This window comes from Bremerella cremea (assembly GCF_039541315.1).
Classification (GTDB): domain Bacteria; phylum Planctomycetota; class Planctomycetia; order Pirellulales; family Pirellulaceae; genus Bremerella; species Bremerella cremea.
Window position 1 is genome coordinate 1,865,278 of record NZ_BAABFZ010000003.1, and the last position, 12,125, is coordinate 1,877,402.

A 12,125-nucleotide genomic window follows, 5' to 3' on the forward strand; every position below is an offset into this window, starting at 1 on the left:
CCTGAGAACGTCGGCATAGCAAGCAGCAGACACGGGTATCGGGGATCCGATCTCTGGTGTTCCAGTATCTACTACGCTCAGATCAGTTATGTCTGTCAAAGGACTTAGCAAGAGGCCAGATCTGTGGAGAAAGAAGGCGACATTGTTAGGTCTTTTATCCAACTCAACACGGATCTCATCCCGACGCCGGCCTATAGCTTCTATGACATCCCCCTTAAACACAAAAGCATTGCAGATAGTGAAATCACCCGGAGGCAATGTGATGGGGCAGACGACAACTAGAGACTTTCTCTGCTTAAGAAGCCCTAGAAAGTCCGTGTTTTCAATATTCCAAATCCCAATTCGGAACCCTCCCTTAACGGGAAAGGGTGTATTGGATGCTCCCGTCGCCAAACGCTCACGAAACCCCTCTTGAAGTTCTTCCCAAAGCTCAAGTCGCTTTTTGAATGCCTCTAATTGGTCGACTATCCGCATCGGATTCCCTTTCCGTAGTCACTTTCTCTGATCGATGCCCTAAGTGTTGCATTCATCCGTTTCGCAAGTGCATAAGCCATCAATGGAGGAACGGCATTTCCAATTTGCCTAAACGCCGGATTCATAGTTCCCAAGAATCGAAATCCATCTGGGAACGACTGAAGTCGTGCAGCCTCCCGTACGGAAATAGTTCGAGCCTGCGAGTCGTCGTAGTGGATATGAGAATATGTATCTTTACCGAGATGAGCCAACAGTGTTCTTGAAGGTAGATCGGACTCGAGCTTTCTCCATTTGTTTGGGAACTTACTAGGATCGTAAGGCGGTATGATTGAGCTTTTCAACTCTTCATGCTCGGGCGAATCAATACGGATGCGCTTCTTTTTCCGAGTTTCCTCACAAATCTGCTTTGCCAACTCATGGGCTTCTGGGTATTGGTCCCCTGGTCGCATACGGGCAAAGATTTGGTAATCACGCGGGAGGCTCCGTATCACATGATCAAAAACCCCCCCTTCATTCTCGAAACCTGGCCAACTTCTCATATCAAGTGCAAACTCGGACGGTTCCACATCATTGCAATAGGGACTGAACTCGTCGAAACGGCGCACGCCCCGTCGGAGTTCCCCCATCCGATGCAGCTCTCTTGCCAAAATCGGCTCAAGATCCTGTATGGCATCCCTGACAGTGACCGCCGGCTGAAGCCCAGGATGCGCCGATGGCGGCTCCTGGAAATAGTTCTCCGATTCATCATCAATCGGCAGGAGACGTTGTCCAGTTCGGTAACCATTTTCAACGAGAACTCTCATCGCAACATTGCGAGTTCCGTCGTAGCCACGCGGCAGCTGAACCCAATGCGTTGGTTCTGGAAACTCGACTGATGCACCGAGTTCCTTGCGGTACGCGATAAGGAACATCCTCTCACGCATCTGCGGAACCCCGTAGAATGCGGCGTTCAGCAGCGTGTAACTACAGGAATAGCCAATCTCATCCAGAACCTCTGAGACCTCGTTAGCCACGTTATGACCACCGAAGTTCATTACGTCCGGAACATTCTCCATGAGAATTGCTAGTGGCTGCAGCTCGCGAACGAATTGTAGATATCGGAGGTAAAGATTACTTCGTGGATCTCTCAGAAACGCTTCAGGATGTTCATCAATCTCACGAAGTTTCGCTCGCCCGACCCTTGCAAAGGCTTGGCATGGAGGCCCACCAACTATGACGTCAATGGAACTCCTCGCATGGCCTGGAATCTGGAGTGCCCTAAGCAGTTCCGCCGGTTCCACCTCAGTAATATCGGTCGGTACGGCATGAGGAGAGGTCGAGGTAATTCCATCATGAAAATTGTTCGCATGTGACTGAACGGCATGGGGATCATTTTCTAACGCCGCAATAATGTCGAACCCTGCCCTCTGAAACCCCAGTGAAAGCCCACCACATCCTGAGAAAAGGTCGAGGACACGCAAGGCCTGCCCTGACGCGAAACGGCTGATTTTGGCAGCAACCGACTTTTTTGCTTTCATTTGTCTTGCCCGTCTACTCTACGGCTTCGGAAGCCGGTTTCTTCGCTTCAGCGGTGGAAGTGTCTCATTCGCATCGTGTACCGCCTTCCAGTTCGCTCGCAAGACTCCCGCCCGATCCACAATTCGGGCGATACAGTCAACCGCATCCGCCTCAACTTGGTGCTCCCATAAGCGAATGACCTTCCACCCCCTTCGCCGAAGCTTGCGTCTATTCGAGGTGTCACGCTGACGGTTTCTTTCAATCTTCTGCCGCCAAGTATCGGAGAGTCGATGCTTCCATATGGGAAATCGCCACCCGTGCCAAAAGTCTCCGTCCACAAATACTACCGTAGAGGCCCGTCGAAACACGAAATCAGGTGTTCCAGCCAGATCACGACAGTGCTGCTCGAATTGCAAGCCACCAGCCGTTAACAGGCAGGCGATGTAACGCTCGGGGGTGGTATTTTTACCCTTGATGCGTGACATTAGTTTACTACGCTTTTCGACCGACATGATGTCGGGCATGCCTAGCACTCCTGGTTCGATGCACTCAAATCGGCGTCTATGGGATTGGAGTGTAATGGAACGTCCGCGCATCGCAAGGGTCAGCCGGTGTTACCGTTTTTGGCGTTTCAGTTGTATACATTCGGTAAATCGGTAGTTTTCGTAATTTTGCCAATTTGAGCAGCGAGCCGATATTTCATAAAAAAGACTTTCCGGCGCCGTTTAGCCCTCACGGCCTCCTATCACACCCACAAACTCATCCACCACGCGAATCTCATCCGCATCATCTTCCGTAATCGGGATCGGACAGTAGACAGGGTCTGGGTTCAAAGGTTGAAGCTCAATCGTTTGGTGAGTCCATCCATCTTCGTCAACTCGCTTGGTGGAGTGATAGCGTTTGACCGTGTAGCGCCCGCCGTCTTCGGGATCGAGATGCCTATTGACCTGCACGAGCAGCAGTCGACCCTCGCGAGTGCCCTGGGGACATGGCTGGAAAAGGCACCACGAACCAGACGGAATAACGGGCTCCATCGAGTGGCCGGTGACCTGGGCGGCGAACATCCCTTTTCGTAGTCGATACTCAGCGGCAGGAATCCAGCCGATCGCCGTAGTAGGACTGCCTGAGTCGCCCCAGCCGCCTGCAGCGACTACAAGGTCGTATACCGGGACATGGGTCGTGTACTCGTTCTCGGCTGCAATAGAATCAAGGATTTCCACGACTTCACTCTCGTCTGGAACCTCCGTCGTGGCGACAGGAGGATCGTCCGGTATACCTTCCGGCCTGGCATGCCACTCACCATTTACGGTGGTGAATTCAACCGAGAATCCTGTCCCAGGCAGGCCTGCATTTGGACCGAACCAATTTTGAAGCAGCTTCCCTAGTTGGTTAGCGGACTCTCCCATTGGTTTCGCCACGTTGCAAGCAACCTTCACAAATCTGAATTCCCAAAGTTCGCCATTAGGTAGCCTTACTGGCGTCACTCCAAAAGGCCGACCAGGTACCTTCGCCTTATCGGGTACAAAAAGAATCGGGCGACCATTTGCGTGGGAGACCTTGGCGACAAAGGTGACTTCGCCCAACTCAGGTTCGACCAGTCCTCTACTCTTCGCATACGCCGCAAGCCGCCAATCGACGATCTCCTCAGTCATCGCTTCAAGGGTAGGCCTCAATCGTTCGGGAATATCAAGAGCGAGTCCGAAACGATCACCATCTCGGTAAAACCAAATTTGTCCATTTTGAGCAGCAAGCCAGCGGCCAATCGGCCACTGAATCCACCATGCCGCCCAGGCGGCGTCGTTCGCTTCATCATGATCGATCGCGTGCCCGTCCCCTTCGATATCACGGCGGAGAATTTGGTGATTCTGAAGGTATCGTCGGCAACTCGCGGCGAACGCCTGCAGGTCAACTTCGCCAAACAACTTGCCCTGATCGAGCAGTACTCGCAAGACTACCATTTTGTACGACTTGTTTAGGTTGGTCGTCTCCAACACCTGTAGCCAATCATTAAACTGCGCTGCTACAGATTGTTCATCTGCGTCTAGGTCGCCTTCGGAGTCGGCAAAAGAAAACCAGCTCTCAGCTCCGGCCGAAATCGCACGTGGGAGAAAGCCACGAACGAAAACTTCCAGCATCGTCGGCCGCTTCCCAAGTTCGTCTCGGATACCACGGTAACCTTCGATCCCGGCTGTTCTTCCAGTGGGCAGAAACTCCTTTAGCATATCCCGGGCATCTAGTTCTACATCTAGCAAGCATCCTTCTGGCAAACTAGGAGGATCACCTTCGAGCCATTTCTTCAGTGCCTGCCAGCCTTCTTGTGATCTATGCAGCGACAACAGATGAATGATCCGATGGGCAAAGATGCGGTGATTTCCAACGAAATCGATCACGAGCAAACGAGACTTCCCCTCGCTTGCTCGAAGCCCGCGGCCTAGCTGCTGAAGGAAAATGACTTTGGATTCCGTTGGTCGCAGCATGACGACCCGATCAACGGCTGGGATATCAAGCCCCTCGTTAAACATATCGACCACGCACAGCGTCTGTAGTTTGCCCGTCCGCAATCCTTCGAGCGAGTCGCCGTAGCTATCGCCGCCACCGCCGGAAAAGACGGCTGCTGATGTCATGCCCGCTGATCGCAACCAGTTTCTAGCAAACAAGGCATGCCGCCGCGAACAGCAGAAGACTAATGTCCTTTCGCCATGGTGCGTCTGCAAGGCCTGCCAGAGCCGATCCATTCTCTCGCTCTTTTCGACCCGTGCCTCCAACTCTTCCAGATCGAACCGACCGTTTCGCCACGGGATCTGCTCGAAGTCAACCGTATCCTTTATCTCGATGTAGTGAAACGGCACGAGCGACTCTTCAGCAATGCCATCGCCAATGGTCGCATGATAGGCCAAATTGTCATCGAAAATTGCAGCCACATCAAAGCCGTCCGTCCGCTCAGGCGTCGCCGTCAGTCCTAGGAAAAAGCCAGAGCTGATCTGTGCCAGGACGCGCCGATAGCTTGGAGCATGGGCATGATGGACTTCATCGACGATCACATAGTCAAACTCTTCCTGGGCGATCCGCTCCAGCCCCTCAGGACGAGATAACTTCTGCACCGAGGCAATCACCAGATCGCCGGCCAAGTCGCTTCTACTGCCGATGTACCAGGCCGTTATACCGTCGGAAAACGCAGCGTCGAGAACTCGTGAAATGGCCGCCTCTGCTTGGGCGAGAATGTGTGCACGATGAGCAATCACCAAAACCCGGGGACGGCGATTTAGAGCCGTGCCAACCTGCCGGGCGTCAAATGCTGCGAGCCAAGTCTTCCCCATGCCGGTTGCTACCGCGATGAGCGCCCGCTGGTATCCGGCAGTTCGCAAACGATCGAGAGCGGCCAGAGCCTCTTTCTGCCAAGGACGAGGTGTTAGGTTAACTTCACGGACATCGCCTGATTCCGGGACAAAATGATCTGTCCGGTACTTGGCGGCAAGTTCTGCGTAGCGCTCGACAATTTGTGGAGTCAAGGGTGAAGCGAGTTTCCAAAATGATTCAAACTCACTGATACTCTGGGCATGCGCTTGTGGATCTTGTTCCTGCTTCGATAGTAAATTCCACTCAATGCCTGTCTGCAAAGCCGGCCCAGACAAGTTACTACTGCCAACCGAGAGAAACCCGCGGTGGTCATCCGCGATTCGCCAAGCCTTGGGATGGAATGAAGCCGGTTTGGTGGGAAGCTTTGCAATCTCGACTAACTTGACGAATAGTCGTTCTGTTTGAAACTCCTCGGCCGCTAAATCGCACCATCCCAAGAGCCTTCGCAAAGCCTGGGCATCGGAGACATAAAGGTAATCGCTTACCAATATTCGTACCCGGGCCTCGTTGCGAAGTGCGTCAAAAAGCCTCTCTTCGATCACATCAAGCCCTGAAAGCTGAACGAAGGACGCTAATACATCGACAATTTTGGCTCCAGCAATCCTCCATGAAAGGTGGTCCCAAAGTGGTGAGTGAGGATGCCCAGAACTAAGTCGTAGACTCGACGGTCGAACCGTAGAATCACGCTCGATCGAAGGCTCCGCCAAATAATTTCCCATCTCGGGAATCACATGTCGAACGCCACCTCGGGGATCCGGCATATCTCCCAGGTACCTCGGAATCACATGGATATGCACATGCGGTACAGTCTGACCTGCCGCATCGCCAGCATTAAATCCAACGTTGTAACCATCGGGCGTCGGATCAAGCACCTCATCTAATTTAGCCCTGACTACATTGACTAACTTCATCAATCCAGCCTGCTCCACTGCAGACGCATCGAACCATGTCGGAACTAATCGTCGCGTAATTACCAAGGTATGCCCTGGGCTGACAGGAAATCTGTCAAATACAGCAAATGCGACCTTGTTAGAGGCAATCCAATCCGCAGGAGGAATAGAAAGAAACGGCGATGACGCCATGATGTGAACCGGAAGGCTTAGGGGATAATTCAGCGAGGCTAATTTGCAGTTGTCCCATGATCGGATGCCGGTGGTTTGGATGCAAGTGCTACGATCACGATGGATCAGAGCATCGATTGAACAGGACTAGAGATAAGTTCCACACCACTTTCTTACAAGTACTGCGTTTTCATTCGCTATATTAATCCTTTTGTTTCAAGGATTGCAGGAGTACTCGTTAAATCACCAATTAGGTACCTAGCGTCTTTTATATAGTCTTGTCTAGCAGGTGAGTCATTTCTCCTCGGAGGAGACTCCAGCCATTCTGCATTCTGCGGCGGCCCACGTTGGGCCGCCTTTTTTTTGTTTCTTGCTACCTATTTTCAGAAAGGAAACGTAATGTTTCGACTTCACGGAAAGAGCCTACATCGGCTCACACATGTAACGCATGCCGGCCGACGCCGGTCGCGAGACGGTGGAAAACCTCGGAGGCGACAAAATCGTAATCTCCGAAGCCAGAAACGATCACGAAGGGCATGTTGATGCAAACGCGAGATTTTGAAAACGAACAAGCTATCGATCAGTTGATTGAGCTTGTTAGTCGGCTTATCGCACGTGCCCAACTCATTGAATTTAAACAAGAAGATTCAGAATGCGAGGGATCGACCAGCCGTAACGGAGAGGCCCACTAGGCCGCTTCTTTAACTCGTATTTCCAATGCCACATAGGAGAACTAAATGAGCTTTCATGAGGATCGTCGACGACTCCAGGCGTTCAACCTGTCGATTCGACAACGGTTGGAGCAAGCAGAGGCCAGAATCCCTGAGATTAACCAGTTGATCGATCGTGTTGCCTGGCTCGGTGTAATGCCAAATTTGGCATTACTGGGTGATGTCGTGATCCAACGACCATATGGCGGAAACACCGGTCCGCAAGACTCGAGTCAAATCTTGCAGGCGGGGCTACTTCTGCCAGGTGGTCTCGGTGCAACGTTTTGGGATATGGAGGAACTCCTCCAACTTCGGAAGGAGAATGGTGGCATAGTTCCACATGCCGCGTCCCACTTTGTTCCGTTTGACGAACTCTCGCCAGGCGAAAAGGCAATTCTGTATCCGCATTTGGAAACGCTAGTCGATCGCTTCTGGCACCTCTATTTGGCCGAGATCGGTCGAACTGAGTAGGTCGGAATTCTCGCAAAATCACAGATGGTCTGTGATCGAGATTCCTATTGACAACCGGCAGCTGGATATTCCAGGTTGGCATCTCTTCTGAATCGACTTTTACTGAAGACGTGTTGAGCTGGGGGATTCCATGGTCGACCACATAAGTCAATCGAGCATCGAAAAGCCACCGATGCTGCCCAAGAGTCCAAAAATCCATGAACAATTGCTAAGTGATGCTCGAGAGATCATCAGCCGCCTCAGTATTGTCCATCGCCATCAACTATATCTTGCTGAGACGATACGCCTGCTCTCTAAGGACGCCGAAAGAACGTTGCGAGAACGTGATGCTCGGTTGGAAGAAGTGATGAAGGTGGGAAATCGTCTTTGGGCGGAGAGTATTCCGCCTCTTAAGCTGTTATGGCCGTATTTGGACATGGCTAAGCATTCCAAAATTATTCGGCGCTTACCAGTCGTACGTAATGAGCTTTGTATTGCGGTTGAGAACGGGGTATCGAAGCCACATGCCGTTGCTGATGCCCTAGAGTCTATGGCTGCGATACTTCAGAAGTACATCAATTTTTTGATCGAGTTCCGAGGTCAAGTCATGGACAAGATGGAACTTCAAGCGGACACATGCGCGGACGGGAGAAAAAAAACGTTCGTAAAACCGCCTGAAAATGGCGAGATCATTCGACTCCACATGCTGCTAGAAAACGGTGTTGCCGAGGAAATGGGCATGTCCGTCAGAGCATTTGCAATTGATTTGTACGAAGGTGATCAAAAGAAAGCGGACAGTAACCTCCGCCAAGTCCGACGCTATCGAAAAAAGCTAAAGGAGGCTGAAAAGTGAGTAGAACAACGCGGACACCTTAGCCTGTCCGCGCCAAACATCTAGGATCATGCCGGCACATTCAAGGTGCCGGCCTATTTGAATTCGACCAGAAGGCGGCCGCTCCTAATGAGCGGCCGCCTTCTTTTTTTGTAATCGTCGCGAACTAGCGGCAAATCAGAAAGGGAAAACACATGACCATTAACAAGAAACGTCTTACCAAAGGCGAGATAGCGAGTGCGTTTGTCGAGGGAGAGTTCTCCAAGTACTCCCCCATCCTCACGACCAAGGAAGCTGCCGAGATGCTTCGCGTGAAACCAAAGACGGTAAACGCTTGGAAGAACGCCGGATTGCTTGAGGGCACGTATCGGCAGCAACGTGGCGAAGACCGCTACTGGCGAGATCGCCTCATCGATTCCTTCTTCAACGGGCCTACCTGGGATGCCACCTAGAAAACCTAACCAAGTTCGTATCAAGGTTGTCGAACGCGTCTGCTTGGTGCAGGGGGAGTCCGGTATTTGGCGCATGGACTTTCACTACCAGGGACACCGACGCCGGACTACTAAAACCCGAAATCTGAAGGTTGCCAGAGCTAAGGCTATCCTACTGGCAGCGCAGCTTATCGACGGTACTTTCACGCTCGATAAGCCTGAACGAAAGGAGGAGTCCGATATTTCTATCGCAGACGCGGTCGATCAGTTCATGGCCTATCGTGAAACGGAGGGAAACCGCCCGGGGACGATCTCACGCTACAAGGCCATCCTCATTCGCTTTCGTGACTTTGCTGCGGAAGCGAACGTGAAGATCGTATCGAAGATCACTCTTCCCCTTGTCGACCGCTACCGGAATGCCCGCAAGCCGAAGATTAGTGGGCATTCGTTGTGGCAGGAGTCTCGATTACTGAAGGACTTTTGTCACTGGTGCTACGCACGCGGGTATTCAGAGACCGACGTGCTAGCAAATGAGCGGTACCAAGTACCCCACGTCAAACAGAAGACCGTTCTTACTCTGGAACAGGTCAACCAGATACTCGAGAACTCGACGCCATCGCGGCAAACCATCTTCAGCCTACTCGCGTTCACCGGTATGCGATCCGGCGAATGTCGAAACTTGCGAGTCGAAGATGTGGACCTCGAGAACAACGTGATCCATATCCGATCGCGGCCAGGACTGGAAACGAAGACCGGTAAGGACTGGACTGTACCGATTCACCCACGTCTGCGGGAGCTACTTGAGCATTTAAAGCCTAAGAAGAAAGGTTGGTACTTCACTGCTCAGGCCAGCGACAAATATCCCAAAGGCGACAACCACATCGATCCAGATGATCTGAACGATGATTTCAAGGTCGTGCTGAAGAAGTTGAAGATCCCGGCCGGTAAGAAAGATGGTGGGTTCACGCTTCATTCTCTCCGGCACTTCTTTAAGACGTACTGCCTCGGTCAGCGAATCCCTCGGGAATACGTCGATGCCTGGCAGGGACATGCCCCGAAGCAGCGGACTGCTTCAGACCATTACGTTCACGTGACCAACGACGACAGCCAGCGGCCGATGCTCGAACTCGAATTCCCAGAAAAGACGAACGCGGCCTCGTAGGCCGCACTATGTCATACACGGACTAATGCCCGTGGCCGGTGAACATGTCGGCCGCGGGCAATTTCATTCATTACCCACCCCTTTAGGAGTACGCAATGTTCACTCACTTATTCGCCCTTTTGATGGCGTTTGCCATCATCTTTAACCCCGCCGAATCGAGGGTTTTGACCAGGGACAAAACAGGGACAATTGCAGACCAAGCCAAAAAAGAAAGCTCGCAACTCCTTGGTGTACAAGAGGTTGCGAGCTTTGGCGTATCGCCAGCGGAGGACAAGGGATTCGAACCCTCAACCGGTTACCCGGCACTTGATTTCGAGTCAAGCTGCTAGCCAGTTCGCGTATCCTCCCGGTTTGGAACTCTCCAGTTTATCGACTCTTGGAATCTGATCAACCGGTGGTCCGCCACGAAAGTGGCATGATTTTTTAAGAGGGGCAATCTTCGCCCAAGGTTCACGCTAGCTGCCGGCCGTTGTGAAGTAGTACCGCGTCAGGTGGAAGAAGACTGGGGCGGCGAAGCAGATGGCGTCGATTCGGTCCAGCACGCCTGCGTGCCCCTCGACCAGGGTTCCATAGTCCTGGACGCCACGGTCTCGCTTGATGGCACTCATGGCCATTCCGCCGGCGGCTCCCATGACCGAGATAATGATCGCCATCACGGCACTTTGCCAAGGATTGAACGGCGTGGCCCCGGTCAGGCTGAGCATCGCCCCCACGACCGCCGTTACGCCGGTTCCGGCAAAGAAGCCTTCCCAGGTTCGGCTGGCGTTGATGTTCGGGGCAATCACGTTCTTCCCCAGCAGTCGGCTACAGACGAAGTGCAGCAGGTCGCTGAGCTGAGCGATCAGCAGGAAGTAAAACAACAGACCGGCCGTGCTGCGATGCGAGTACTCTGGGTCGGTCCAGTCGGTCAGATACAGCAAAGCTGGGGCGTAGCTTAACGAGTAAACGCAGATGTAGAGCCCGGCCTGGATCTTGGCGATACGCTCTAAGAACCGCTTGTAGTCCCCTGCCACGGCGATTCGTGCGGCAACAAACAGGAAGCCGTAAACCGGGATCAAGATGCTGAACAGTTCGTACTGCGACTCCCCCATCGCCACCAGCACATACTGGGCAGGGGTCAGCACGAAGAAGACCCAAAACAGCGTGCGATGGTCGCCCAGGCGGGTCGGCGTCAACGTGATGAACTCGCGAAGCGCCCAGAACGAGATCAAGAAGAACAAGATCACCGTCGCCACCGGCGAAGGAATCATAAAGGTGACCGCCAGGATCGCCGTCATCAGCCACCAGGCTCGCACGCGGCGAATGAAGGCCTGGACAATGGCTGGGTTCACGCTCGAGTCAGGCTGACGCCGGAGGATCTGCCCTGCCCCGGTGGCAATCAACAAACAACTGATCACGACCCCCAGCAAGATCCCGGTGGCACCATCCAGCAGAAATGCCGTTTGTTGGGCCAACAACGGTGCTAAGAGGTTCGTGCTAAAGGATTGATGCAGCAAGTCCATGGTGTCGCTTCAGCGTCAAACGTCTCGCAGCCGAGAAACCGATTCTCGGGCACGAGCTAGAAAGTCCGCTTTGGGTTCGCCGTTCTCTAGCCAGATTGGCGGTCCGAAGATCACCCGGCTCAACAAGGGGACCGGCAAGTATTCCCCTTTCGGCAAGATGCGAGTCATATTGTCGACGTAGACCGGAATCAATTCCAGGTCGGGTCGCTTCTTCGCCAGGTAAAAAAGCCCACTTTTGAATTCGCGGAGCGTCGTTCCGTCGTTTCGACTTCCCTCAGGGAAGATAATCGCCGAATACTTGTCGCCGATTTCTTTCAGCATCGATTCCACAGGGCTGCGATGAACTTTGATATTCTCGCGGTCGATCAGCATCGCATTGAGCGAACGAGCCAGGTAACGTCGAAACCAGCCGCGATCCCAATAGTCTTTCGCCGCCACCGGCATGGTCAGTTCTCGACAATGCTTGGGAAGCGAAGCCCAGATGATCACGGCGTCGATATGGCTGGTGTGGTTCGCAAAGTAAATCCGCTGACACGTGTCGGGATGGCTATCCACCCAGCGCACGCTGCTGCCGGCGACAACTTTCGCCAAGCCGGCCAAGAACGGACCCGTCAGATTGAACTTCACCTTGCGACTGACCCCTGGGACA

9 protein-coding genes and 1 tRNA gene are annotated in these 12,125 nt (G+C 53.0%); 4 read left to right on the plus strand and 6 right to left on the minus strand.

All coding sequences use genetic code 11. The annotated features are described in order from the left end of the window. Nucleotides 1–464: 464 nt before the first annotated feature. The 3 genes from ABD890_RS09775 to ABD890_RS09780 all read right to left on the minus strand — a co-directional run bounded on the left by ABD890_RS09775 (nucleotide 465) and on the right by ABD890_RS09780 (nucleotide 6,410). Nucleotides 465–1,991, minus strand: a complete 1,527-nt coding sequence (locus tag ABD890_RS09775; RefSeq protein ID WP_345088306.1) for a DNA cytosine methyltransferase — start codon at nucleotides 1,989–1,991, stop codon at nucleotides 465–467. An 18-nt stretch (nucleotides 1,992–2,009) separates the two neighbouring features. Then, a complete protein-coding gene (locus ABD890_RS25510; RefSeq protein ID WP_425548472.1) occupies nucleotides 2,010–2,567 on the minus strand; it encodes a very short patch repair endonuclease in 558 nt (185 codons plus the stop codon). A gap of 129 nt (nucleotides 2,568–2,696) precedes the next feature. Further along, entirely contained in the window at nucleotides 2,697–6,410 is a 3,714-nt protein-coding gene (locus ABD890_RS09780) for a DEAD/DEAH box helicase family protein (protein WP_345088307.1), read from the minus strand. A gap of 716 nt (nucleotides 6,411–7,126) precedes the next feature. On the opposite strand from ABD890_RS09780, the gene ABD890_RS09785 reads away from it, so the two are divergent. From ABD890_RS09785 to ABD890_RS09800, 4 genes are all read left to right on the plus strand, one after another. Further along, on the plus strand, nucleotides 7,127–7,570 hold the full coding sequence (locus tag ABD890_RS09785; protein ID WP_345088308.1) for a hypothetical protein: 444 nt from the start codon (nucleotides 7,127–7,129) through the stop codon (nucleotides 7,568–7,570). 130 nt (nucleotides 7,571–7,700) lie between these two features. Continuing rightward, on the plus strand, nucleotides 7,701–8,402 hold the full coding sequence (locus ABD890_RS09790) for a hypothetical protein (protein ID WP_345088309.1): 702 nt from the start codon (nucleotides 7,701–7,703) through the stop codon (nucleotides 8,400–8,402). 173 nt (nucleotides 8,403–8,575) lie between these two features. Next, nucleotides 8,576–8,833, plus strand: coding sequence for a helix-turn-helix domain-containing protein (locus ABD890_RS09795; protein WP_345088311.1), 258 nt, complete (start codon nucleotides 8,576–8,578; stop codon nucleotides 8,831–8,833). A 250-nt stretch (nucleotides 8,834–9,083) separates the two neighbouring features. Next, entirely contained in the window at nucleotides 9,084–9,974 is an 891-nt protein-coding gene (locus tag ABD890_RS09800; RefSeq protein ID WP_345088313.1) for a tyrosine-type recombinase/integrase, read from the plus strand. A gap of 264 nt (nucleotides 9,975–10,238) precedes the next feature. On the opposite strand, the gene ABD890_RS09805 is transcribed toward ABD890_RS09800, so the two are convergent. The 3 genes from ABD890_RS09805 to ABD890_RS09815 form a co-directional block, all read right to left on the minus strand. Beyond that, nucleotides 10,239–10,321: transfer RNA gene (locus ABD890_RS09805), tRNA-Ser, on the minus strand. Between the two features lie 108 nt (nucleotides 10,322–10,429). Next, entirely contained in the window at nucleotides 10,430–11,476 is a 1,047-nt protein-coding gene (locus ABD890_RS09810; RefSeq protein WP_345088315.1) for a phosphatidate cytidylyltransferase, read from the minus strand. A gap of 15 nt (nucleotides 11,477–11,491) precedes the next feature. Then, nucleotides 11,492–12,103, minus strand: a complete 612-nt coding sequence (locus ABD890_RS09815; protein WP_345088316.1) for a lysophospholipid acyltransferase family protein — start codon at nucleotides 12,101–12,103, stop codon at nucleotides 11,492–11,494. Between the last annotated feature and the right edge of the window lie 22 nt (nucleotides 12,104–12,125).

Excerpts from the sequence above, each read along its gene's own strand:
- ABD890_RS09810 (WP_345088315.1), bottom strand. The coding sequence starts at position 11,476 with ATGGACTTGCTGCATCAATCCTTTAGCACGAACCTCTTAGCACCGTTG.
- ABD890_RS09785 (WP_345088308.1), top strand. The coding sequence starts at position 7,127 with ATGAGCTTTCATGAGGATCGTCGACGACTCCAGGCGTTCAACCTGTCG.
- ABD890_RS09775 (WP_345088306.1), bottom strand. The coding sequence starts at position 1,991 with ATGAAAGCAAAAAAGTCGGTTGCTGCCAAAATCAGCCGTTTCGCGTCA.
- ABD890_RS25510 (WP_425548472.1), bottom strand. The coding sequence starts at position 2,567 with ATGCGCGGACGTTCCATTACACTCCAATCCCATAGACGCCGATTTGAG.
- ABD890_RS09790 (WP_345088309.1), top strand. The coding sequence starts at position 7,701 with ATGGTCGACCACATAAGTCAATCGAGCATCGAAAAGCCACCGATGCTG.
- ABD890_RS09800 (WP_345088313.1), top strand. The coding sequence starts at position 9,084 with ATGGCCTATCGTGAAACGGAGGGAAACCGCCCGGGGACGATCTCACGC.
- ABD890_RS09780 (WP_345088307.1), bottom strand. The coding sequence starts at position 6,410 with ATGGCGTCATCGCCGTTTCTTTCTATTCCTCCTGCGGATTGGATTGCC.
- ABD890_RS09795 (WP_345088311.1), top strand. The coding sequence starts at position 8,576 with ATGACCATTAACAAGAAACGTCTTACCAAAGGCGAGATAGCGAGTGCG.